The following is a 22,609-nucleotide window of genomic DNA, read 5'->3' as shown; positions in this document are numbered from 1 at the left end:
TTACAAGATTATTCGCATAAAAATAGAAAACAAGCCTTTTTAGTGGCAATATTTTGTTCAATCTACAACGAGTGACCTGAATCAACTGGTCCGATTGGTCAAGCAACACCCTGCCAACCTCTTCGCGGCGGGCGTTTGACCAGCATAGACACTCAGGTCGCCACATCCGTTAGCCTGGAGTTCTATACATGCATCCCCGCGTACTTGAGGTCACCGAACGGCTTATCGCCCGCAGCCGTGCAACCCGTGAGGCATACCTTGCGCTCATTCGCGGCGCTGCCAGCGACGGCCCGATGCGCGGCAAGCTGCAATGCGCCAACTTTGCCCACGGCGTGGCCGGGTGCGGCACCGAAGACAAAAACAGCCTGCGCATGATGAACGCCGCCAACGTGGCAATTGTTTCGTCATATAACGACATGCTTTCGGCCCACCAGCCGTACGAACATTTCCCCGAGCAAATCAAGACAGCCCTGCGTGAAGTCGGCTCCGTGGGCCAGTTCGCCGGCGGCACCCCCGCCATGTGCGACGGCGTGACCCAGGGCGAGCCGGGCATGGAGCTCAGCCTGCTGAGCCGCGAAGTGATCGCGATGTCCACGGCGGTAGCGCTGTCCCACAACATGTTCGACGCCGCACTGATGCTCGGCATCTGCGACAAGATCGTCCCCGGCCTGATGATGGGCGCCCTGCGCTACGGCCACCTGCCGATGATCTTCGTGCCGGGCGGGCCGATGCCGTCGGGGATCTCCAACAAACAGAAAGCCGACGTGCGCCAGCGCTACGCCGAAGGCAAGGCCACCCGCGAAGAGCTGCTGGAATCGGAGATGAAGTCCTACCACAGCCCTGGCACCTGCACCTTCTATGGCACCGCCAACACCAACCAGTTGCTGATGGAAGTGATGGGCCTGCACCTGCCGGGCGCCTCGTTCGTCAACCCGTACACGCCGCTGCGTGATGCCCTGACCCGCGAAGCTGCGCATCAGGTCACGCGCCTGACCAAGGCCAACGGTAGCTTCACGCCAATCGGCGAGATCGTCGACGAGAAATCCATCGTCAACTCCATCGTCGCCCTCAACGCCACCGGCGGTTCCACCAACCACACCCTGCACATGCCGGCCATTGCCATGTCGGCGGGCATCATCCTCACCTGGCAGGACATGGCCGACCTCTCCGAAGTGGTGCCGACCCTGTCCCACGTCTATCCAAACGGCAAGGCTGATATCAACCACTTCCAGGCGGCGGGCGGTATGTCGTTCCTGATCCGCGAACTGCTGGAAGCCGGCTTGCTCCACAACGATGTCAATACCGTGGCCGGTCATGGCCTGAGCCGCTACACCCAGGAACCGTTCCTGGTGGACGGCGAACTGGTGTGGCGCGAAGGCCCGATCGAAAGCCTCGACGAAACCATCCTGCGCCCTGTGGCCCGTGCGTTTTCCCCGGAAGGCGGCTTGCGGGTAATGGAAGGCAACCTCGGCCGTGGCGTGATGAAAGTCTCCGCCGTGGCCCTTGAGCATCAAATCGTCGAAGCCCCGGCCGTGGTGTTCCAGGACCAACAAGACCTGGCCGATGCCTTCAAGGCTGGCCAGCTGGAAAAAGACTTCGTCGCGGTAATGCGCTTCCAGGGCCCGCGCTCCAACGGCATGCCGGAATTGCACAAGATGACGCCGTTCCTCGGCGTACTGCAGGACCGTGGTTTCAAAGTGGCGTTGGTAACAGACGGGCGCATGTCCGGCGCGTCGGGTAAGATTCCCGCCGCGATTCATGTCAACCCCGAAGCCCAGAGCGGCGGGCCACTGGCACGTGTGCGCGATGGCGATATTATTCGCGTGGATGGCGTCAAAGGCACCTTGGAGCTTAAGGTGGACGCCGAAGAGTTTGCAGCGCGCGTGCCTGCCACGGGCCTTCTGGGCAATAACGTGGGGGCCGGTCGCGAGCTGTTTGCGTTTATGCGTTTGGCCGCAAGCTCCGCAGAGCAGGGCGCCAGCGCCTTTACCTCTGCCCTGGAGACACTTAAGTGAAGCTTGCGCTGGTCGGTGATATTGGGGGTACCAACGCCCGTTTTGCATTGTGGCGTGATCAGGAACTGCATTCGATCCGCGTCCACGCGACGGCGGATCATGCCAGCCCCGAAGAGGCGATCCAGGTCTATCTGAAGGAAGAAGGCCTGGCCGTCGGCTCGATCGGTGCGGTGTGCCTGTCGGTCGCCGGGCCGGTGAGCGGAGATGAATTTAAATTCACCAACAATCACTGGCGCCTGAGCAAGACTGCGTTCTGCAAGACCTTGCAGGTGGACGAACTGCTGCTGGTGAATGATTTCTCGGCCATGGCCCTGGGCATGACCCGCCTGAAACCGGACGAATTCCGTGTGGTGTGCGAAGGCGCGCCGGAACCGTTGCGGCCTGCGGTGGTGATTGGCCCGGGCACCGGCCTGGGTGTCGGTACTTTGCTCGACCTCGGCCATGGCCGTTGGGCCGCATTGCCGGGGGAGGGCGGCCATGTCGACCTGCCGGTGAGCAGCCCGCGGGAAGCCCAGCTGTGGCAGCACATCCACAACGAGATCGGCCATGTCAGCGCTGAAACCGCCTTGAGCGGTGGCGGTCTGCCGAGGCTGTACCGGGCGATCTGCGCGGTGGACGGCCATGAAGCCGTGCTGGAAACCCCCGAGGCCATCACTGCCGCTGGCCTGGCGGGCGACCCGATTGCCCTGGAAGTGCTGGACCAGTTCAGTATCTGGCTGGGCCGTGTTGCCGGTAACAACGTGCTGACCACTGGCGGCCGTGGAGGGGTTTATATCGTTGGCGGCGTGATCCCGCGCTTTGCCGATTTCTTTATCAAGAGTGGTTTTGCCAAGAGTTTTTGTGACAAAGGCTGCATGAGCGACTACTTCAAAGGCATTCCGGTGTGGCTGGTGACGGCACCGTATTCAGGGTTGACAGGTGCTGGTGTGGCGCTTGAGCAGGCATTTGCGTAGGCAGTGATGGCCTCTTCGCGAGCAAGCCCGCTCCCACATTCAATCCCATTCCAACTGGATGAATGAGGTCGAATGTGGGAGCGGGCTTGCTCGCGAAGGCGGCCTCAAGGGCAACAAATGACTTAAGCTTGGCCATAACAACAAGGAGGGGCCCCGTGAGCGTAATCAGTAAATCCATTCTCCTGGTCGACGACGACCAGGAAATCCGCGAGTTGCTGCAAACTTACCTCAGCCGCGCCGGTTTCCAGGTGCGTGGCGTGCCGGATGGCGCGGGGTTCCGCCAGGCGATGAACGAAGCGCCGTGCGACCTGGTGATCCTTGATGTGATGCTGCCGGACGAAGATGGCTTCAGCCTCTGCCGCTGGATCCGCCAGCACCCGCGCCAGGCGCAGGTGCCGATCATCATGCTCACCGCCAGTTCCGACGAAGCCGACCGTGTGATCGGCCTGGAATTGGGCGCCGACGATTACATCGGCAAGCCCTTCAGTCCCCGCGAGTTGCAGGCGCGTATCAAGGCGCTGTTGCGGCGCTGCCAGTTTGGCCAGGAGCGCAGCGGCGGCGAGGTGCTGGTGTTTGGCGAGTGGCGCCTGGACATGGTCAGCCACCGGCTGTTCCACGTCGACGGTGAGGAAGTGATTCTCTCCGGCGCCGACTTCGCCCTGCTGAAACTGTTCCTCGATCATCCCCAGCAAATCCTCGACCGCGACACCATTGGCAACGCCACCCGCGGCCGCGACCTGATGCCCTTGGACCGAATTGTGGACATGGCCGTCAGCCGCTTGCGCCAGCGCCTGCGCGATACCGAAAAACCACCCCGGCTGATCCGCACCGTGCGCGGCAGTGGCTATCAATTGGCAGCCAGCGTGGTTGCCGGCAATGCCCACTGAACGCCTGCGTGAACTGCGCCGGCGGATCCCGGTACCGCGTTCGCTGCTGGGGCGGATGTTACTGCTGACCCTGTTGGCGGTGCTGTTTGCCCAGGCGTTATCCAGCGTGATCTGGGTGTCACAACTGCGCGCCACCCAGCTCGAAGGCCTGGTGACCGCTGCCCGCAGCCTGGCGCATTCGATGACCGCCAGTGTCAGTTATTTCCGTTCCTTGCCGGTGGCCTTTCGGCCGCTGGTGCTCGATCAATTGCGCAGCATGGGCGGCACGCGGTTTGTGGTGACCCTCAACGACAAGCCGCTGGACATGGCCGTGTTGCCGCAAACCCCACGTAAGCAAGCGGTACTCGGTGCCGTCGAAGAAGTATTGCGCCAGACCTTGGGCAGCGACGTGCACGTTTCGGTGGAATTCGTCAGTGCCGAAGACCTGCGCATCTTCAACGCCGGTTTGAAACTCGATGAACTGCCGCGCTCCTGGGCGCATTACGCGCTGACCCTGGAGCCGGTAAATCCGCCGGTGTTGGTCACCCAGATCCAGCTGGCGCAAGGCGAATGGCTGTACATCGCCTCCTTGTTGCCCGAACCCTACACCAGCCTCGAAGAACAAGGCCTGCCGTACCAGCAGGTATGGTTTATCGTGCTGACCAGCGGCTTCCTGCTGCTGTTTATCGGCCTGTTGGTGCACTGGCAAAGCCGTCCGCTCAAGCGCCTGGCTAGGGCCGCGCGGGACATGTCCCTGGGCGCCGACGTGGAACCGGTGGCCGAAGGCGGCGGCAGCGAAGTGGTGGAAGTGGGCCGCGCGTTTAATGCGATGCGCGAACGCATCAGCCGTTACCTGACCGAACGCAGCCAACTGTTCAGCGCAATTTCCCACGACTTGCGCACACCCATCACACGCCTGCGGTTGCGGGTGGAATTGCTGGAAGACGAAAACCTGCAAGTCAAATTCGGCCGCGACCTGGATGAACTGGAATTGCTGGTCAAAGGCGCGCTGCAGTGTGTGAAAGACACCGACATCCACGAAAACATCGAACCGGTGGACCTCAACCATGTGCTCGACTGCCTGGTGGAACCGTACCTGGCACCCAACGGCAATGGCCGCGTGACCCAAACTGGCCGGGCACTCACGACTTACCCGGGCAAGCCGCTGGCGCTCAAGCGCTGCATCGGCAACTTGATCGACAACGCGCTGAAGTACGGGCAGAACGCCCATTTGCATATTGAAGACGATGGCGCGGAGTTCATCCTCCACGTCGACGACGAAGGCCCGGGCGTGCCGGAACAGCGCCTGGAGCAGGTCTTCGAGCCGCACTTCCGCCTGGCCGGGCAGCAACAGGGTTACGGCCTGGGCCTGGGCATCGCCCGTAACATTGCCCACAGCCATGGCGGTGAAGTGAGTTTGCAGAATTTGCGGGAGGGTGGCTTGCGGGTGACCTTGCAGCTGCCTCGCGGCCTCGACTAGCACGCTGACGGCTATCGCTAAATATTCTGGGGTTATTCCAATTTTGTATAAATAACTGTCATTTCTGACAGTGGCCGATTTCGAGTGGGTTCAGCACTATCCGGGTACAGGACGCAGGATGCGTCAGGAGTGTTGTTCATGCGCAATGAAGATGCGGACATCCCCGGTGTATGGTCGGCAGTTACTAACCCTCCGATGCAGCATCTTGCGGTCATAATGGACGGCAATCGGCGATGGGCAGCGAAGAATAACCTGCCGGTTACAGAAGGTTATCGCCAGGGCGGGGCGGCAGTTGCCACGTTTCTTTCCTGGTGCGACATGCACCATATTCCCCAGGTTACTCTTTGGCCCTTGTCCTTGGAGAACCTCAAGCGCGATGCACAGGAAATCGATGCATTACTGGGCATTATCGTTGACGTGATTGATGGTCTGGCTGCCATACGCCGCTGGCGCCTCAACTTTTTTGGCGAGCTATGTAAGTTACCCGGCGAGGTTGTTCAGTCCATCGAGCGCGTCCAGGCCTTCACTCGGGGAGAGAGCGGGATGTGGGTCAACATTGCCATTGCCTACAGCGGCCGTGATGAGATCGTTTCGGCATTCAGAAAAATTCTGATTGAGCGTGAAGCCACCGGAGAGCTTTCCAATCTGGCCGAAACATTGAGCCTTGAGGATGTGAACGCCCACCTCTACAGCGCTGGCAACCCTGACCCTGACCTGATTATTCGCACTTCTGGCGAGCAAAGGCTGTCAGGCTTCATGCCGTGGCAAAGTGCATTTTCCGAATACTATTTCTCTTCCGTGTGCTGGCCGGAATTCAGCAAGAATGATTTTGACGCAGCCATCAACAGCTATCTGCAAAGACAGCGCCGTTTTGGCGCCTGATTGCACAGTATGAGGGGCAGGCCAATGAGTCCGGCAGCCAGGTTAGTGTTTCCTCGCCTGAGTTACCCTTTCGCTGCAACCATCCACCCCGCAGGTCCCCAGGTGGAAGCGTCCATGGTTCGCTGGTTGACGAGCGTTGGGCTTTTGACTGATCCCGTGATGGCTCGCTCGGTGAAGTATGGCAATTTTGGAGAGTTCACCGGTCGTGAGTACCCTACTGCGACCGATGAAGGCTTGCAGTTGATCACCGATTTTTTTGGTTGGCTGTTTGCATTGGATGATGCTGTAGGAGACACGGGCATCTTCGGGCACGACGTAGCCAATCTGACCCGTCTGCATCTATGGCTCCGCGAGATCATGGATAACCCCAACGCCCGGGAGCACGACGCTTTAGGGGCAGCGGTTATTGCAGGCTGCTCGGCTCAGCAAGCCAGTCTGTGTAAAAGCATCGGTACCGCGACAATAGACAGTTGGCGGCGATTGCAAATGCTGAGTTCATCGACTCAGTACATGCGCTGCGTTGAGGCGGCTACCTACTATTTTGTTGGAACGCTGTGGGAAGCCGGTTGGCATTCCATGCGCCGCACACCGAGTCCGGTGGAGTACCTCGTGGGGCGCCGGTTAACCACTGCAACGCCATTCGGTTTGGCGTTGCAAGACGTCGCCGCCGGATATGAAGTCCCGCCGACGGAGTACCTGCGTCAAGACATTCGTGACCTGAATGCAGTGGTTACCAGTATCACTGCGCTATGCAACGACATCTTTTCGTTCCCTAAGGAAAGAGATGAGACGCGGGTAGTAGCCCTCAACTATCCAGCCGTACTCATTGCGCATGAAGGACTGAATGAGCAGGATGCGCTGGACGCTACCGCAGCGCTGCATAACCAGTTGATAGACCGGTATCTTGAGTTGGAGACCGCTGCGCAAAAGGGGGCCAGCCCTGAGTTGATACGCTTTCTGTCGTCTATGCGATCTGAGATGAGGGGGCACTACGACTGGGCGCGTCATTCGCCGCGATATCGCCTCGACTACTATTTCACCGGGCTGGATATGACTTAGGGCAGCGCGCTCCATGTGGGTTGGGTTACAGCGACTCTCGGAACGAAGCGTGCTTCCAATTCCACATTGTCGGTCTGTGGTGCGTCAAATGCTTTGACGCAATCTGGCCAGATCTCTAAGCGGCGGCGCACCAAACAACCGGCTGTATTCGCGGCTGAACTGCGAAGCGCTCTCATAGCCCACCCGATAACCCGCCGCCGAGGCTTCCAGGCCCTCGGCGATCATCAACCGCCGGGCTTCCTGCAAGCGCAACTGCTTCTGATACTGCAACGGGCTCATGGCGGTCATCGCCTTGAAGCGGTGGTGCAAGGTCGAGACGCTGAGGTTTACTTCCTTGGCCAGGTCATCAATACGCAGGGGCTGTTCGTAGTTGCCGTTCAACCAGGTGATCGCCTGGCTCACCCGATGGCTCTGACTGTTGGCGACGGCGATTTCATACAGCCGATATCCCTGCGGGCCACGCAACAAACGATAAAGAATTTCGCGATTGATCAACGGCGCCAGCATCGCGATGTCTTTCGGCGTGTCCAGCAATCGGGTCAGGCGCAGCACGGCGTCGAGTAGCTGGTTGTCCAGGCGGTCGACATACATCCCTCGGGAGGTCGGGCGCGGAGGCACGCCCATCGGCCCGGCTTCGGCAATCAGTGCGGTGATTTGTGCCGGATCGATATTCACTCGAATCGACAGGTTGGGGTCTTCCGACGTGGCATCAAGGATGCGCCCGGCCACCGGCATCGCTACCGAAAACACCAGGTAATTGAGCGGGTCGTAGGCGAAGACTTCATCCGCCAGGCGCACTTCCTTGCTGCCCTGAGCCAGGATGCACAGCGCGGGTTCCACCAATACCGGCGTGAATTCGCGTGGGGTGTTATGGCGGTTGAGGTACAGCGATGTGATCGCCGTGCCGTAGGACCCGTCCTCCCAAGTGTGCCGACGTACGATGCCGGCGAGTTCTGCGCGCTGCTTTTCCATGTCGGCGTCGAGGGGCGTGGAGCGAAGATCGGGCGACGGCATGGGACATCCTCTGGTGTTTTGACGATGGGCACAGCTTAAAGGCGGCTTTGCAAAAAGCGGTACTTCGATTCTGCACAATCCTTGCCTGATCCTGCGATAAATCGTGAATCAGGCAAGCGGGGGGCTGTCATCCTCCTGAAATACAGCAGTCATGCCGGGAATAAAACCTGCAGGCCGATTGCTATATCTATGCATCTCGCAGGATTGTGCAATAAGCCGGCAGGAATCGACTAACCGCATCCACACCTGCGCCAGTATCTTTGATCCTGTGGCAACACGCTCTCACAGTGCTTGCCGAGCATCACTTCTCAACGGGAGAGTCGAACATGTCCACCCCCATTCCCGCGAGCCATATGGCCTTTATCCGTGCCCGTACCGGGTACAGCACCGAACTGGGTGCACGCTTGAGTAGTTTGATCGAACCGGGCCGCCAGGCTCAGGGTTGCCTGCAATTCTCGTTGCAGCACTCCCTGGCCGACCCGGATGTGTGGTTGGTGTCGGGCTTCTGGAGCAGCGAGCAGGCGATGAGTGCCTACTTCAGCTCGCCGGCGCTGATGGTGTTCACCGAGTTGTTGAATGACATGGTGGTTCGCAGCATGGACTTCCAGACCTTCACCGACGCCTCGGCGGCCAACGCCTATGGCGAGTACCTGCAACTGGCGGGTTAGTGCTTTAGAATGGCCGCCTTTCCCATTGGCCAGGACCTGCAACATGGCACGTAAAGAGTTTGCCCACCACGAAGCCGTTTCCGCCTTGGTGCGTGAAGATGAGGGTGGCTACAGCGCCGCCATCGCCGTCAAGGCACTGGATGGCATGGGTGCACCGCGCTTTCACAAGATCCTCGATGGACAGAAATTCAAGACCGCTGATGACGCTGATGATGCCGCAGCTCTGCAACTGGAGCGCTTGCTCAATGTAGATGAAGACGGTCAGCTCTCTTGGGCAACTTCCGCCAACTAAAAACACCGCTGATCCAAATGTGGGAGCGGGCTTGTGTGGGAGCGGGCTTGCTCGCGAATGCGGTGGATCAGTTGGCATATGCATTGACTGACACGCCCCCTTCGCGAGCAAGCCCGCTCCCACATTTTTATCGCATTCCAATCAGCGTTGCGCGGCGCCTGGGCGGTACATTTTAAACAGCGCTTCCGGACCCAACTGAAAATAATCCGCCGGGCCGCCTCCACGCAGGATCGGCTCGGCGGCAGCCGTGTCGTACACCCCGTCTTTCAACAGCCACTTGGCAATATGCACCGCGACCACTTCGCCAAGCACCAGCCAACTGGGCACCAGCTCCTTGTCGGCGCGCTGCAGCTGAATGATCTGCGTCACCTTGCACTCGAACGACACCGGGCTCTCACCCACGCGAGGCACGGCAATAACCTTTGAAGCCACCGGCGTCAGGCCGGACAATTCAAACTCGTTGACCTCGGGCGAGACCGGCGCGCAACTCTGGTTCATCTGCTCGGCCAGCGGGCGGGTGGCCAGGTTCCACACGAATTCGCCGGTCTGTTCGATGTTGTTCAGGCTGTCTTTGCGCCCGACGCTGGAGAATCCAATGATCGGCGGAATGTAGTTGAAGGCGTTGAAGAAACTGTAGGGCGCCAGGTTCAGGCGGCCCTCGCGGTCCTGGGACGAAATCCAGCCAATCGGGCGCGGGCCGACGATCGCATTGAACGGGTCATGGGGCAGGCCGTGGCCGTTGGCGGGTTCGTAGAAATGGATATCGTCGGACATGGCCGGGGTTCCTGCTGGTGGTTCGGGGAAGGGCATCATAGTGCACTCAGGTGGAGTGTTCGCCAATGAAAAAGGGGCTGTGTCATACACTGACACAGCCCCTTTTTTATCTCGGCAGAACCCTTAGTCCGTGGTAATCCGCGAATGTTTGCGGGTGTCCTTCATGGTCACGTACACCACCAGCGACACCGCAATACAGGCCGTCACGTACCAGTAGTAACCGGTTTCCATGCCGATGCTCTTGAACCACAGCGCGATGTATTCGGCGGTACCACCGAAGATCGACACGGTCAGTGCATACGGCAAGCCAACGCCCAGGGCGCGGATTTCAGTCGGGAACAATTCGGCCTTCACCACCGCGTTGATCGAGGTGTAGCCACTGACGATAATCAGCGCCGCCATGATCAGGAAGAACGCGCCCCACCAGCTTTGGATGGTGTGCAGGGTGGTGAGGATCGGCACGGTGAACAGCGTGCCGAGGATGCCGAAGGCGATCAGGATCGGCCGGCGGCCGACCTTGTCCGACAACCCGCCCACGATAGGTTGCAGGCACATGAACAGGAACAGCGTGGCCGCCGAAATGGTGGTGGAGTCGGAGATGCTCATGCCGACGGTGTTCACCAGGTATTTCTGCATGTAGGTGGTGTAGGTGTAGAACGCCAGGGTGCCGCCCATGGTCAGGCCGACCACAGTCATCAGTTCCTTGGGGTGACGCATCAAGGTGCGCATCGCGCTTTCCTTGGCTTTTTCTTTCTTGGTGAACGACTCGGTTTCTTCCATGCCACGACGCAGGTACAGCGCCACTACCGCACACAGGGCGCCGATGGCGAACGGGATACGCCAGCCCCAGTCGTACAACTGCTCGGTAGTCAGGGTCTGTTGCAGCACGATCAGCACGCCAAGGGCGATGAGCTGGCCGGAGATCAGGGTCACGTACTGGAAGCTGGAGTAGAAGCCCCGACGTTCCTTGGTCGCCATCTCGCTGAGGTAAGTGGCGGAGGTACCGTATTCACCCCCGACCGACAGACCCTGCAGCAAACGGGCAAAGACCAGCAGGATCGGCGCACCGATACCAATGGCTTCATAGCCCGGGCTCAGGGCAATCAGCAACGAGCCGAAGCACATCAGGTACACCGAGGCCATCAAGGCCTTTTTACGCCCGACTTTGTCGGCGTACAGGCCCATCAGCCAGCCGCCGATCGGACGCATCAGGAAACCCACGGCGAAGATCGCGGCGGTGTTCAAGAGTTGGGCGGTGGTGTCGCCTTTCGGGAAAAAGGCCTTGGCGAAGTACAGCGAGAATGCAGCGTAGACGTACCAGTCGTACCACTCGACCATGTTGCCGACCGATCCGCTGAAGATCGACTTGATGCGGCTGGAAGTGGTGCGAACTTTTGCCGGCGCAGCCGCCGACCCCAGAGGCAGGGAGTTGGAGTTATCCATTTAAGGATCCTTCATCTAATTGTTTTTGTGGAGCGCGCCCAAGCGCAGCCTGGTTGGGCTATAGCAGGAGCTGTGCCAATCAGATGAAGGCCCGGTCTAGAAGGGTTGCAGGATTTTTTTGAGCGGAAAGTTGCTGATGATTGAAGGGTGATGAGCGGAAATCCGCCGACGAAGATCGCAACCACGCTCTGCGTGGGAACGATCGGGTTAGAGGAACGTGTCCCGTGCCAAGCCATGGCGCTGCATTTTCTCATTGAAGGTGCGCCGGGGCAGCTGCAGCTCGGCCAGCACCGCCTTGATATCGCCCTTGTGCCGGGTCAGCGCGGCTTTCAGGCAATGGGCTTCAAACGCTTCCTGCTGCGCCGCCAACGATTGCCCGGCTTCGATGCCTTCCGGCTCCGGTTCACCCAGCCCCAGCACCTGGCGTTCAGCGACGTTGGCCAACTCTCGCACGTTGCCCGGCCAGTCATGGCTGAGCAGGCGGCCCAGCGCCGGCCCGCTCAGCGGAGCGAAGCTGCGGCCCAGGCGTTCGGCGGCGCTTTGCGCAAAGTGCTCGAACAGCAGCGGAATGTCTTCCCGGCGTTCCCGCAGCGGTGGCAGGCGCAGTTGCGCGACCGTCAGGCGATAGGCCAAATCCTCACGAAAACGCCCGGCGCGGGCTTCGTCCAGCAGGTCGGGCTTAGTCGCGGCGATGATTCGCAAGTCCACCTTGATGCTTTGATTGGAACCGAGCCGTTCCAGTTTCTGCTCCTGCAACACCCGCAGCAATTTCACCTGCTGGGCCAGGGGCATGCTTTCGATCTCATCGAGAAACAGCGTGCCACCGTCGGCATACTCCAGCTTGCCGATGCGCTTGCCTTGGGCGCCGGTAAACGCGCCACTTTCATGGCCGAACAACTCGGCTTCAAACAGCTGCTCGGGAATCGCCGCGCAGTTCAGCGCCACAAATGGTTTCTTCGCCCGGGGGCCGAAATCATGCAGGCAACGGGCGACCAGCTCCTTGCCGCTGCCGGTTTCGCCGCGAATCAATACGTTGACCGGCAGGCCCGCCAGGTCCAGCACTTGACGGCGCAGGTTCTGCAAACCTCGGGATACCCCCAGCAAGCTCGATTCCAACTGGGCCCGGTGATCGGCCTGTTGGTGTAGGCGGCGGTTTTCCAAGACCAGCCCGCGCTTGTCCAGCGCCCGGCGCAGGCTGCTGAGCAGGGCTTCGGGGCTGAAGGGTTTTTCGAGGAAGTCGTAGGCGCCGTCGCGCATGGCTTCGACGGCCATCGGCACATCGCCGTGGCCGGTGAGCAGAATCACCGGCAGGTCGGCATCGCGCCGCTGCACTTCGGCCAGCAACTCCAGGCCGCTGAGGCCGGGCATGCGCACGTCGCTCAGGATCACCCCGGGAAAGTCCTTGGGCAATTGCGCCAGGCATTCCTCGGCGCGGCTGAACAACTGCACGTCAAAGCCCGACAGGCTCAGCCATTGCTCGACGGCCGTGCGAATGCTGGCTTCGTCATCGACCACAATCACCGCGTTCAACATAGGTCAGGTGTCTCCAGGGCGATGGGTAAGGTCAGGGTAAAGATCGCCCCGTCACCGTGATTACCGGCGCTCAGGCGGCCGCCGAGTTCGTGGACGATAGCGTACGACACTGCGAGCCCTAAACCGAGCCCGTCGCCCACCGGCTTGGTGGTGAAGAACGGGTCGAACACGCTGTTGAGATTTTCTTCGGCAATCCCGCCACCGCTGTCGCTGACGGTCAGGCACCACAGCTGTTGATCGGCGTGCAGGCGGATTTCCAGGCGTTTGCGCGGTTTGTCGGCCATGGCGTCGAGGGCGTTGCGCAGCAGGTTGATCAGCACCTGTTCCAGGCGGATCGCGTCTCCGCGTACCCAGGCCGGACGGGTCAAATCGAGGACGGTACCGATGGCTTCGTCACGCAGGCGGGCGTCGAGCAAATGCAGGGACTGGTCCACCACCGTGGCCAGGTCGAGGCGTTCGCGCAGGCCGCTGGGGCTCTTGCGGGCGAAGGTCTTGAGGTGGCCGGTGAGCGCGGCCATGCGCGTGAGCATGTCGTCCAGCGGCGTCAGGGCCTGGTAGGCGTCGTCCACCCGACCGTGATCCAGCAGCAGCCGCAGGGTCGCCAGCTGCATGCGCTGGGCGGTCAGTGGCTGGTTGATTTCGTGGGCCAGGGCCGCTGACATTTGCCCCAGCGCCGCCAGCTTGGCGGACTGCACCAAACCATCCTGGGCGGTGCGCAGGGCGAGTGTGCGTTCTTCCACCAACCGTTCGAGTTCTTCGCGGCTGCGCTGGCGCAGGCGGGCCAGGCGCCAGCGTTGGGTCAGGAACAGCACCAGGAACACCAGCGCCAGCCACGAACCGGCGGCGGCCAGGCCGGCGTTGCGTTGGTCCTCAAAGGCAACCTGTGGCTTGCGCAACAGGTGCAAGGTCCAGCCTTCGGCTTTCAGCGGCAGGGATTCCCAGATGTAGTTGGCCTTGCCGTCGGGGCCGTTGACGCGCATCAGGTGGCTGTTCTCGTCAAAGCGCTGCAACGCTTCGGCGTCCAGCGGCAGCAGCTGTTTCTTGTCGTATTGGCGGGTGGCCTTGAGTTCGGCATGGTCGCTGTCCGACAACGGGCGCAGTGCGCGGTAGCGCCAGCCCGGTTGATTGGCGATAAACACAATGCCCCGGGCATCGCTGACCAGCAGCAGGTCGTTGCCCTGAGCCCACTCGCGTTCCAGTTCCGGGAACTCCAGCTTGACCACCATGGCACCGAGGAACTGTTCGTTTTCGCCAACCACCGCATTGGAGAGGAAATACCCCGGAATCCCGGTAGTCACCCCCACCGCATAAAAACGTCCGGTGCCTTGGCTCAGGGTTTGGCTGAAGTACGGGCGAAACGCATAGTTGTGTCCCACATAACTGCTGGGCAAATTCCAGTTGCTGGCGGCCACGGCCAGGCCGTTGCGGTCCATCAGTTCCAGTGTGGAAGACTGGGCGGCGCCGTTGATACGCTCCAGTTTGCGGTTGAGCAAATCCTGGGTGGCAGTGTCCAGCGGGCCCTTCAAGGCGCTGATCATTTCCGAGTCCAGGGCCAGCACGGCGGGCAGGGCGCGGTAGCGTTCGATCAGGGTGTGCAGGGAGTTGGCGTACAGCGCGAGTTGCTGATTGGCGCGGGCAGCGTCATCCACCAGGGCCAGGCGTTCGGCGTGGCGGGTGGCCAGGGCGGCAGCCAGCGTCGCGCCGGCGATGATCAGCAGGGAGTAGAAGGTCAAACGCAACGGGCGGGGAATCGCAATCATACGAAGATGAACAGTGCAATTAGGGGCGAGCACCATAGCACGCAGCGCATGGCTTGTTGCGAGGGGAGGGATTGTCTTGTGGCGAGGGGGCTTGTCCCCCGTTGGAGTGCGCAGCGCTCCCGCTTTTTTCGGGGCCGCTGCGCAGCCCAACGGGGGACAAGCCCCCTCGCCACAAGGTCATTTATCCCGCAGGGGAAATGCTTACTGCACTTCTACCGCCAGGCTTTCACTGATCTTTTTCTGCCAGATGGCAGGACCGGTGATGTGTACCGACTCGCCCTTGCTGTCCACTGCAACGGTGACCGGCATGTCTTTCACGTCGAACTCGTAGATCGCTTCCATGCCCAGCTCGGCGAACGCCACGACGCGGGATTTCTTGATGGCCTGGGCCACCAGGTAAGCCGCGCCACCCACTGCCATCAGGTAAACCGCCTTGTGGTCCTTGATCGCTTCGATAGCGGTCGGGCCGCGCTCGGATTTGCCGATCATGCCCAACAGGCCGGTTTGCTCGAGGATCTGGCGGGTGAACTTGTCCATCCGCGTGGCGGTGGTCGGACCGGCAGGTCCAACGACTTCTTCGCGCACCGGATCAACCGGGCCGACGTAGTAGATAAAGCGACCCTTGAGGTCCACCGGCAGGGTTTCGCCCTTGTTCAGCATCTCGACCATGCGCTTGTGCGCCGCGTCGCGACCGGTGAGCATCTTGCCGTTGAGCAGTACGGTTTCGCCCGGCTTCCAGCTCTGCACGTCTTCCGGGGTCAGGGTGTCGAGGTTGACGCGACGGGCCGACGGGCCGGCTTCCCAGACGATTTCCGGGTAGGCGTCCAGCGGTGGCGCTTCCAGCGACGCAGGGCCCGAACCGTCGAGCACGAAGTGCGCATGACGGGTGGCGGCGCAGTTGGGGATCATGCACACCGGCAGCGAGGCCGCGTGGGTCGGGTAGTCCATGATTTTCACGTCGAGCACGGTGGTCAGGCCACCCAGGCCCTGGGCGCCGATGCCCAGTTGGTTGACCTTCTCGAACAGCTCCAGGCGCATCTCTTCGATACGGTTGGACGGGCCGCGCTTCTTCAGCTCGTGGATGTCGATGGATTCCATCAACACTTCCTTGGCCATTACAGCGGCTTTCTCGGCGGTGCCGCCGATGCCGATGCCGAGCATGCCCGGTGGGCACCAGCCGGCGCCCATGGTCGGAACGGTCTTCAGTACCCAGTCGACAATCGAGTCGGACGGGTTGAGCATGGCCATTTTCGACTTGTTCTCGGAACCACCGCCTTTGGCGGCCACGTCCACTTCCACGGTGTTACCCGGGACGATGGAGTAGTGGATCACGGCAGGGGTGTTGTCCTTGGTGTTTTTACGCGCACCGGCCGGGTCGGCGAGGATCGAAGCCCGCAAGACGTTTTCCGGCAGGTTGTAGGCCTGGCGCACGCCTTGGTTGATCATGTCGTCCAGGCTCATGGTGGCGCCATCCCAGCGCACGTCCATGCCTACACGTACGAATACGGTGACGATACCGGTGTCCTGGCAGATCGGGCGGTGACCGGTGGCACACATGCGCGAGTTGATCAGGATCTGTGCCATGGAGTCACGGGCCGCTGGCGATTCTTCGCGCAGGTAGGCTTCGTGCATCGCCTGGATGAAGTCAACGGGATGGTAGTAGGAAATGAATTGCAGGGCGTCGGCAACGCTCTGAATCAGGTCGTCTTGCTTGATCACGGTCATGAGTCGCGCTCCTCTATAAGGGAACATTCAATAAAGGTGTCTTCAGTAGGGTGAATCGGTCGGCTGAAGGCACCTTTCCAAGGCACGCCGTATGGTGCTGGCGCGACGCTAAAAAGGCGCGGCAGTATAACCCGCCACGGTGGCTGATACACCCGACTATGGTCATGAGTGCCAAGCCCGATTCACTGTAGGAGCGAGCTTGCTCGCGAAAAACGTGAATCTGATGGGTTTCGCCAGCCTCCCCGCGTTATCGTTAGCGACCTTCGCGAGCAAGCTCGCTCCTACAGTTGAAGAGTTTTATGCCTGAACTTCACGTCGGCGAACGCCACTGGTCGGTAGCCGCCGGCAGCAACTTGCTGGATGCCCTGAACCAGGCGGGTGTGGCTGTGCCTTACAGCTGCCGCGCCGGCAGTTGCCATGCCTGCCTGGTGCGTTGCCAGGGTGACCTTCTGGACAATCAACCAGAAGCCCTGAGCCCGGCGCAACGCCAGGACGGCTGGCGCCTGGCCTGTCAGTGCCAGGTCACAGGTGATTTGCAGGTCGAGGCGTTTGACCCGCTGCGTGACGGGCTGCCCGCGACGGTGCTGAGCGTCGATTGGATGAACCCGACGGTGCTACGCCTGCGGCTGCAACCCGAGCGCGGCTTGCGCTACCGGGCGGGGCAGCATCTGGTGCTGTGGGCGGGCAGCATTGCGCGGCCTTACTCTCTGGCCAGCCTGCCCCAGGAAGATACGTTTCTCGAGTTTCACATCGATTGCCGTCTGCCCGGCGAGTTCAGCGACGCCGCCCGCCAGTTCAAGACCGGTGACAGCCTGCGCCTGGGCGAACTGCGGGGCGGGGCGTTGCAGTACGACCCCGACTGGCAATCCCGGCCGCTCTGGCTGCTGGCCTCGGGCACCGGACTTGGCCCGCTGTGGGGCGTGTTACGTGAGGCCTTGCGCCAGGATCACCAAGGCGCCATCCGGGTCATTCACCTGGCTCATGACGCTGGCGGTCATTATCTGGCCGAGCCGTTGGCGCACTTGGCTGCGGCGCATCCGAACGTGACGGTCGAGTTATGGACGGCGGCCGGGTCGACTGACGCTTTGGCGCAACTGCGGCTTGTTTCCCGGCAAACTCTGGCCTTACTCTGCGGGCACCCTGCCAGCGTCGAGGCCTTTTCCAAGCGCCTGTTCCTGGCCGGACTGCCGCGCAATCAACTGCTGGCCGATGTGTTCCTGCCCCGTGGTTGAGCGCTGAATTTTCCAGCCGCGAGATTTGCCATGACCGATGCCATCCTGCAGCAACGCGAGCGCGGGTTGCTGATCCTGCAGCTCAACCGCCCGGACAAGAAAAACGCCCTGACCCGCGCCATGTACAGCCAACTGGCCGAGGCACTGGAGCAGGCGGATGCCGATACCAGCGTCAACGCCGTGTTGATCCAGGGCAGCAGTGAGTGCTTCACCGCCGGTAACGATATTGGCGACTTCCTTGAACAACCGCCGGCTGATCTCGACAGCCCGGTGTTTCACTTCATGCGCAGTTTGCTCAATTGCCGCAAGCCGGTGATTGCGGCGGTGGCAGGCGTGGCGGTGGGGATTGGTACGACGCTGCTGCTGCATTGTGACCTGGTGTATGTCAGCCGGGACGCGCGGTTGCGCATGCCGTTCGTCAACCTGGGGCTGTGCCCGGAGTTTGGTTCCAGCTTGATCCTGCCGCGCTTGCTGGGGCATGCCAAGGCGGCGGAGTTGTTGCTGTTGGGTGAAGGCTTTACCGGTGAGCAGGCTGCCGCTTGGGGCATTGCCACTGAGGCATTGGGCAGCGGCGAATCGGCGTTGGCCAAGGCGCGGGAAGTCGCCGCACGGTTTGAAACCCTGGCGCCGGGTGCGGTGCAGGTCAGCAAGCATCTGATGAAAAGCGTCGATCGCGAACAGTTGCGCAAGGTGATCGAGGAGGAGGGCGCGTTGTTTACCCAGCGGTTGAAGTCGCCGGAAGCGATTGCGGCGTTGTCGGCTTTTATCACTCGGTGATGAATGTGTGTTGACTGGTCGGACGTCTTCGCGAGCAAGCCCGCTCCCACATTTAACCGAGTACATCCTGAAGAAATACGGTCGAAAGTGGGAGCGGGCTTGCTCGCGAAGAGGCCAGTGAAGCCAATACAAAAGCCAACCTGGAATGCAAAAAGCCCCGCCATTCACATGGCGGGGCTTTTGTTTTTCAGCGTGTCACTCAGACCATTGGGTCGCCAACGTGCAGGATTTTCATGCCGTTGGTGCCGCCGATGGTGTGGTAGCTGTCGCCCTTGGTCAGGATGACCCAGTCGCCTTTCTCCACAACACCTCGCTTGAGCAACTCGTCGATCGCGGCCTGGCTGACTTGCTCAGGCGGCAGCGATGCCGGGTCGAACGGTACGGTGTAGACACCACGGAACATGGCCGCGCGGGCCTGGGTTTCGCGGTGCGGGGAGAACGCGTAGATCGGGATCGAGGAGCGGATGCGCGACATGATCAACGGCGTGTAGCCACTTTCGGTCAAGGCGATGATCGCTTTCACGCCCGGGAAGTGGTTGGCGGTGTACATGGCGGCGAGCGCGATGCTCTGGTCGCAGCTTTCGAAGACCTTGCCGATACGGTGGCTGGAGGTCTTGCTGGTCGGGTGCTTTTCAGCGCCGACGCAGATGCGCGCCATGGCCTGCACGGCTTCCAGCGGGTACGGGCCCGCCGCACTTTCAGCCGAGAGCATCACGGCGTCGGTGTAGTCGAGCACGGCGTTGGCCACGTCGGACACTTCGGCACGAGTCGGCATCGGGTTCTGGATCATCGACTCCATCATCTGGGTCGCAACGATCACCGCTTTATTGTGGCGACGTGCGTGCAGGATGATTTTCTTCTGGATACCGATCAGCTCGGCGTCACCGATTTCCACGCCGAGGTCGCCACGGGCAACCATCACTGCGTCGGAAGCCTTGATCAGGCCGTCGAGGGTTTCGTCATCGGCCACGGCTTCGGCGCGTTCGATCTTCGCCACCAGCCAGGCAGTACCGCCGGCTTCGTCGCGCAGTTTACGGGCGTATTCCATGTCGGCGGCGTCGCGCGGGAAGGAGACCGCGAGGTAGTCCACTTCCATTTCGGCGGCGAGCTTGATGTCGGCCTTGTCTTTTTCAGTCAGGGCTGGAGCGGTGAGGCCACCGCCGCGACGGTTGATGCCTTTGTGATCCGACAGCGGGCCGCCGATGATCACGGTGCAGTTCAGTTCGGTCGGGGTTGCGGTGTCGACGCGCATCACCACGCGACCGTCGTCCAGCAGCAGCTCGTCGCCGACGCCGCAGTCTTTCACCAGGTCCGGGTAGTCGATACCCACGACTTGCTGGTTGCCATCGGTCAGCGGATGGCTGGTGGAGAAAGTGAACTGGTCACCGATCTTCAGCTCGATTCGCTTGTTGGTGAATTTGGCGATACGGATTTTCGGGCCTTGCAGGTCACCCAACAGTGCAACGAAGCGGCCATGCTTGGCGGCCAGGTCACGCACCAGCTTGGCGCGAGCCTTGTGCTCGTCCGGGGTGCCGTGGGAGAAGTTCAGACGGGCAACGTCCAGGCCAGCCAGAATCAGCTGTTCGAGGACTTCCGGCGAGTTACTGGCCGGGCCAAGGGTGGCGACGATTTTGGTACGACGGACGGACATGCACGGACTCCTGAGTTCAAGCGCTGAGGAAGGCTACTATGCTCTTTGGTTGTAGTCATTGTTCGTTTGCACTACTTATCGATGATTCGCTTGTTTTCACTCTGCATGAACAGATGAACAACCTTGAAGATTTTCGATGAAGGGTCGATACACTGCACAAGACAGGAGAACCCCCATGCGAATCGTGATCATTGCTGCCCTGGCCGTCAGTGTTGTCGGCTGCACCCGTTGGTCGATGGACCATCATTTGAACAATGCGTACCGCGCCTACGGTGTGGGCGATTGCCAGCGGGTCACCCTTGAGTTGTCCCAGGTCGACCGTGAAAGCCGTTCCCGGCGCTACGTGCAACCGGAAGTCTCGATGTTGCGCGGGCAGTGCCTGGAGCGCGAGAAATTGTTTGTCGATGCGGCGCAGACGTATCAGTTCATCATCAGCCAGTACCCGGCGAGCGAATATGCTTTCCGGGCGCGCGCGCGCCTGGATACCCTGCAACAACTGGGGCACTACCCCGGCGCGAGTGCCGCCCGGCCGCGTCCAGCGTCGTTGTGATGATATTTGTCATGCCATAGCTGGCTCGTTGCCAGTCTTGGGCTAATCTTTGAATGTCAGTTTGTATAGGTTTCTATTCGAACGGATGCAATACCCGGATTTGGCAGCCGTATAAGTGGCAGCGCGTTTGCCGCTGTCGCACCGATATCCGGGGAGAGCGGGCCTTTGGGCTCGTTTCGAATCACTGGAGCGGCCACAATCATGGCCATTGGATGGCGACCTCATCATGTTTACTCCCCGACGGATCGAGCGGCATCAGTTACCTTGCTTCCTTCAAGTGTTCAATCGCCTCACAGACAAACCTATTGGCTATTTGGGCAATCTCTCCGAGCAGGGGCTGATGTTGATCAGCCAATTACCCATGATGGTCGACGTGGAGTTCGAGCTGCGCTTGAAGATCCCGGGCCCTGAGGGCGAGGTACATGCGGTGGACCTCACGGCTACCTGCCTGTGGTGCCATGAGGATATAAACCCCAAGCATTATGACTCCGGGTTTCGTATTTCCCAGGCGCCTGCCGAATATGGGGAGGTGATCAATGCACTCTTGAGTTACTTCAGCTTTGATCCCTTGCAGGCCTCTGCCTAGAGCCTGTGCGCGAGCATTCATAGTACGCCGGCTTTTTTCCAGCCCAGGTAGCGGGTCACCAGGGCGGCTCCCAGTTCCGAAGGCAGCGTGTCCAGTACTGAAAGCCCGTGGGCGTTCAAGCGGTCATGGAGTTCGTCCCGGGTATTGAGATAGTCGACATTCCCGCAATAGGCCAGGGCTTCGGGCAGGGTTTGCACGGGGGCCTGGCGCAACTGGTCAAGGACTTCCTCCCGCAGGCTGGCAACCAGCACCCGGTGCTGGCGACTGATGCGTTTAACGGCGCCCAGCAGCTCTTCGTCATCCTCATCGCGCAAATTGGTCACTACGATCACCAACGAACGACGTTTCTGCCGGGCCAGCAGTTGGCTGGCGGCTGCCTGGTAATCGGCCGTACGCCGGGAAGTGTCCAGGTCATACACCGCATTCAGCAGCAGGTTGAGCTGGCCGCTGCCCTTGACCGGCGCCAGGTAGCGCGGCTGGTCGCAGGCAAACGTGCAGAGCCCGACGGCATCGCCTTGGCGCAGGGCGACATAGCTGAGTAGCAGGCAAGCATTGAGGGCGTGGTCGAAGTGCGACAGTTCGGCGTCCTGGCTGCGCATGCGCCGGCCACAATCGAGCATGAACATGATCTGCTGGTCGCGCTCATCCTGGTACTCCCGGGCAATGGGCGTGCGTTGCCGAGCGGTGGCTTTCCAGTCGATCTGGCGCAGGCTGTCGCCCTCGCGAAATTCGCGCAGTTGATGAAACTCCAGGCCCAGCCCGCGTCGTTGGCGCTGGCGTACGCCGAGCTGGTTGAGCCAGTTGTCCACCGCCAGCAACTGCGCGCCGTACAGGCGCGCGAAGTCCGGGTAGACCCGGGTGGCATCGCTGACGTCTATCACCCGCCGTGCCGACCACAATCCGAGTGGGCTGGGAAGGTGGACTTCGCATCGGGTAAAACTGAAATGCCCGCGCCTTTGAGGTTTTAACCGGTAGCCCAATTCACTCTGCTCGCCGGGTCGCAGGTCGATGGACTGCGGCAGGTTCTCCACCGTCAAACCGTCCGGTACATGATCGAATACCTGGACCACCAGTGGCTGGGAATAGTCGTGGTCCAGCGTCACCCGCACCTCACCCCAGCGACCCAGCGCCAGGCTCCCGGGCATCTGCCGTCGCGCGCGCGGGGACGGGCGGCGACGCAAACGGCCGGCATCCAGCAGGGCCAGTAACAACAGGGCCAGCAGCAGGCCCCACGTCACGGCGTGCAGGGTGTCTGGCACCTTGACCTGCAGCGCCACCAGTGCGCCGAGCAGGATGCTCAGGCCCAGCAGCACACCGAGCCAGATCAATAGCAGGCGGGTCGGTCTCAT

20 protein-coding genes are annotated in these 22,609 nt (G+C 61.0%); 12 read left to right on the top strand and 8 right to left on the bottom strand.

Annotated elements, in window-relative coordinates; all coding sequences use genetic code 11:
* Positions 1-188 precede the first annotated feature (188 nt).
* From edd to ACA046_RS25985, 6 genes are all read left to right on the top strand, one after another.
* Entirely contained in the window at positions 189-2,015 is a 1,827-nt protein-coding gene (gene edd / locus ACA046_RS26010) for a phosphogluconate dehydratase (protein WP_459023400.1), read from the top strand.
* Positions 2,012-2,968, top strand: a complete 957-nt coding sequence (locus ACA046_RS26005; protein ID WP_459023398.1) for a glucokinase — start codon at positions 2,012-2,014, stop codon at positions 2,966-2,968. The genes edd and ACA046_RS26005 overlap by 4 nt, the downstream gene beginning before the upstream one ends.
* A gap of 155 nt (positions 2,969-3,123) precedes the next feature.
* Positions 3,124-3,855, top strand: coding sequence for a response regulator (locus ACA046_RS26000; RefSeq protein WP_003214124.1), 732 nt, complete (start codon positions 3,124-3,126; stop codon positions 3,853-3,855).
* On the top strand, positions 3,845-5,314 hold the full coding sequence (locus tag ACA046_RS25995) for an ATP-binding protein (protein WP_318302213.1): 1,470 nt from the start codon (positions 3,845-3,847) through the stop codon (positions 5,312-5,314). The genes ACA046_RS26000 and ACA046_RS25995 overlap by 11 nt, the downstream gene beginning before the upstream one ends.
* 138 nt (positions 5,315-5,452) lie before the next feature.
* Positions 5,453-6,196, top strand: coding sequence for a polyprenyl diphosphate synthase (gene uppS / locus ACA046_RS25990; protein WP_497675245.1), 744 nt, complete (start codon positions 5,453-5,455; stop codon positions 6,194-6,196).
* A 114-nt stretch (positions 6,197-6,310) separates the two neighbouring features.
* Entirely contained in the window at positions 6,311-7,255 is a 945-nt protein-coding gene (locus tag ACA046_RS25985) for a terpene synthase family protein (RefSeq protein WP_459023393.1), read from the top strand.
* An 84-nt stretch (positions 7,256-7,339) separates the two neighbouring features.
* Here the strand turns inward: ACA046_RS25985 and ACA046_RS25980 are convergent, their stop codons facing one another.
* Positions 7,340-8,269, bottom strand: coding sequence for an AraC family transcriptional regulator (locus ACA046_RS25980; protein ID WP_459023391.1), 930 nt, complete (start codon positions 8,267-8,269; stop codon positions 7,340-7,342).
* Positions 8,270-8,595: 326 nt separating this feature from the next.
* Here ACA046_RS25980 and ACA046_RS25975 point away from each other — a divergent pair, with 326 nt between their 5' ends.
* Both ACA046_RS25975 and ACA046_RS25970 read left to right on the top strand, forming a co-directional pair.
* A complete protein-coding gene (locus tag ACA046_RS25975) occupies positions 8,596-8,937 on the top strand; it encodes an antibiotic biosynthesis monooxygenase family protein (protein ID WP_003214130.1) in 342 nt (113 codons plus the stop codon).
* A 43-nt stretch (positions 8,938-8,980) separates the two neighbouring features.
* Complete coding sequence (locus tag ACA046_RS25970) at positions 8,981-9,229, top strand: hypothetical protein (protein ID WP_318302212.1); 249 nt, start codon at positions 8,981-8,983, stop codon at positions 9,227-9,229.
* Between the two features lie 141 nt (positions 9,230-9,370).
* On the opposite strand, the gene ACA046_RS25965 is transcribed toward ACA046_RS25970, so the two are convergent.
* The 5 genes from ACA046_RS25965 to ACA046_RS25945 form a co-directional block, all read right to left on the bottom strand.
* On the bottom strand, positions 9,371-10,003 hold the full coding sequence (locus ACA046_RS25965) for a flavin reductase family protein (RefSeq protein WP_459023389.1): 633 nt from the start codon (positions 10,001-10,003) through the stop codon (positions 9,371-9,373).
* Positions 10,004-10,126: 123 nt separating this feature from the next.
* A complete protein-coding gene (locus tag ACA046_RS25960; protein WP_076017454.1) occupies positions 10,127-11,446 on the bottom strand; it encodes an MFS transporter in 1,320 nt (439 codons plus the stop codon).
* Positions 11,447-11,653: 207 nt separating this feature from the next.
* The gene (locus ACA046_RS25955; RefSeq protein ID WP_459023386.1) at positions 11,654-12,979 is read right to left on the bottom strand and encodes a sigma-54-dependent transcriptional regulator; all 1,326 of its coding nucleotides are present in this window, start codon (positions 12,977-12,979) and stop codon (positions 11,654-11,656) included.
* On the bottom strand, positions 12,973-14,739 hold the full coding sequence (locus ACA046_RS25950) for a sensor histidine kinase (RefSeq protein WP_459023384.1): 1,767 nt from the start codon (positions 14,737-14,739) through the stop codon (positions 12,973-12,975). Before ACA046_RS25950 ends, ACA046_RS25955 begins: the two co-directional genes overlap by 7 nt.
* A 201-nt stretch (positions 14,740-14,940) precedes the next feature.
* The gene (locus ACA046_RS25945) at positions 14,941-16,464 is read right to left on the bottom strand and encodes a fumarate hydratase (RefSeq protein WP_003214142.1); all 1,524 of its coding nucleotides are present in this window, start codon (positions 16,462-16,464) and stop codon (positions 14,941-14,943) included.
* A 299-nt stretch (positions 16,465-16,763) separates the two neighbouring features.
* On the opposite strand from ACA046_RS25945, the gene ACA046_RS25940 reads away from it, so the two are divergent.
* Together ACA046_RS25940 and ACA046_RS25935 are read left to right on the top strand one after the other, a co-directional pair.
* A complete protein-coding gene (locus ACA046_RS25940; protein WP_497675244.1) occupies positions 16,764-17,696 on the top strand; it encodes an iron-sulfur-binding ferredoxin reductase in 933 nt (310 codons plus the stop codon).
* Positions 17,697-17,726: 30 nt separating this feature from the next.
* Positions 17,727-18,473: an enoyl-CoA hydratase-related protein gene (locus tag ACA046_RS25935; RefSeq protein ID WP_459023377.1), complete on the top strand. Its 747-nt coding sequence runs from the start codon at positions 17,727-17,729 to the stop codon at positions 18,471-18,473.
* A 199-nt stretch (positions 18,474-18,672) separates the two neighbouring features.
* On the opposite strand, the gene pyk is transcribed toward ACA046_RS25935, so the two are convergent.
* Entirely contained in the window at positions 18,673-20,124 is a 1,452-nt protein-coding gene (gene pyk / locus ACA046_RS25930) for a pyruvate kinase (protein ID WP_459023375.1), read from the bottom strand.
* Between the two features lie 175 nt (positions 20,125-20,299).
* Here pyk and ACA046_RS25925 point away from each other — a divergent pair, with 175 nt between their 5' ends.
* The gene (locus tag ACA046_RS25925) at positions 20,300-20,674 is read left to right on the top strand and encodes a tetratricopeptide repeat protein (protein WP_076017447.1); all 375 of its coding nucleotides are present in this window, start codon (positions 20,300-20,302) and stop codon (positions 20,672-20,674) included.
* A gap of 226 nt (positions 20,675-20,900) precedes the next feature.
* Entirely contained in the window at positions 20,901-21,260 is a 360-nt protein-coding gene (locus tag ACA046_RS25920) for a PilZ domain-containing protein (RefSeq protein ID WP_459023372.1), read from the top strand.
* Positions 21,261-21,277: 17 nt separating this feature from the next.
* Here ACA046_RS25920 and ACA046_RS25915 read toward each other — a convergent pair whose 3' ends face one another.
* Positions 21,278-22,609: a DUF58 domain-containing protein gene (locus tag ACA046_RS25915; RefSeq protein ID WP_497675243.1), complete on the bottom strand. Its 1,332-nt coding sequence runs from the start codon at positions 22,607-22,609 to the stop codon at positions 21,278-21,280.

The sequence above is a fragment of the Pseudomonas sp. LBUM1641 genome (genome assembly GCF_059716235.1).
The sequence above is the reverse complement of the archived record's forward strand: the minus strand, read 5'-3'. Positions and strand labels throughout refer to the sequence as shown.

Coding starts and splice junctions, on each gene's coding strand:
- ACA046_RS25985 (WP_459023393.1), top strand. CDS start 6,311: ATGGTTCGCTGGTTGACGAGCGTTGGGCTTTTGACTGATCCCGTGATG.
- ACA046_RS25965 (WP_459023389.1), bottom strand. CDS start 10,003: ATGTCCGACGATATCCATTTCTACGAACCCGCCAACGGCCACGGCCTG.
- pyk (WP_459023375.1), bottom strand. CDS start 20,124: ATGTCCGTCCGTCGTACCAAAATCGTCGCCACCCTTGGCCCGGCCAGT.
- edd (WP_459023400.1), top strand. CDS start 189: ATGCATCCCCGCGTACTTGAGGTCACCGAACGGCTTATCGCCCGCAGC.
- ACA046_RS25970 (WP_318302212.1), top strand. CDS start 8,981: ATGGCACGTAAAGAGTTTGCCCACCACGAAGCCGTTTCCGCCTTGGTG.
- ACA046_RS25940 (WP_497675244.1), top strand. CDS start 16,764: ATGCCTGAACTTCACGTCGGCGAACGCCACTGGTCGGTAGCCGCCGGC.
- ACA046_RS25945 (WP_003214142.1), bottom strand. CDS start 16,464: ATGACCGTGATCAAGCAAGACGACCTGATTCAGAGCGTTGCCGACGCC.
- ACA046_RS25975 (WP_003214130.1), top strand. CDS start 8,596: ATGTCCACCCCCATTCCCGCGAGCCATATGGCCTTTATCCGTGCCCGT.
- ACA046_RS25995 (WP_318302213.1), top strand. CDS start 3,845: ATGCCCACTGAACGCCTGCGTGAACTGCGCCGGCGGATCCCGGTACCG.
- ACA046_RS25950 (WP_459023384.1), bottom strand. CDS start 14,739: ATGATTGCGATTCCCCGCCCGTTGCGTTTGACCTTCTACTCCCTGCTG.
- ACA046_RS25935 (WP_459023377.1), top strand. CDS start 17,727: ATGACCGATGCCATCCTGCAGCAACGCGAGCGCGGGTTGCTGATCCTG.
- ACA046_RS25955 (WP_459023386.1), bottom strand. CDS start 12,979: ATGTTGAACGCGGTGATTGTGGTCGATGACGAAGCCAGCATTCGCACG.
- ACA046_RS25915 (WP_497675243.1), bottom strand. CDS start 22,609: ATGAGACCGACCCGCCTGCTATTGATCTGGCTCGGTGTGCTGCTGGGC.
- uppS (WP_497675245.1), top strand. CDS start 5,453: ATGCGCAATGAAGATGCGGACATCCCCGGTGTATGGTCGGCAGTTACT.
- ACA046_RS25960 (WP_076017454.1), bottom strand. CDS start 11,446: ATGGATAACTCCAACTCCCTGCCTCTGGGGTCGGCGGCTGCGCCGGCA.
- ACA046_RS25920 (WP_459023372.1), top strand. CDS start 20,901: ATGTTTACTCCCCGACGGATCGAGCGGCATCAGTTACCTTGCTTCCTT.
- ACA046_RS25925 (WP_076017447.1), top strand. CDS start 20,300: ATGCGAATCGTGATCATTGCTGCCCTGGCCGTCAGTGTTGTCGGCTGC.
- ACA046_RS25980 (WP_459023391.1), bottom strand. CDS start 8,269: ATGCCGTCGCCCGATCTTCGCTCCACGCCCCTCGACGCCGACATGGAA.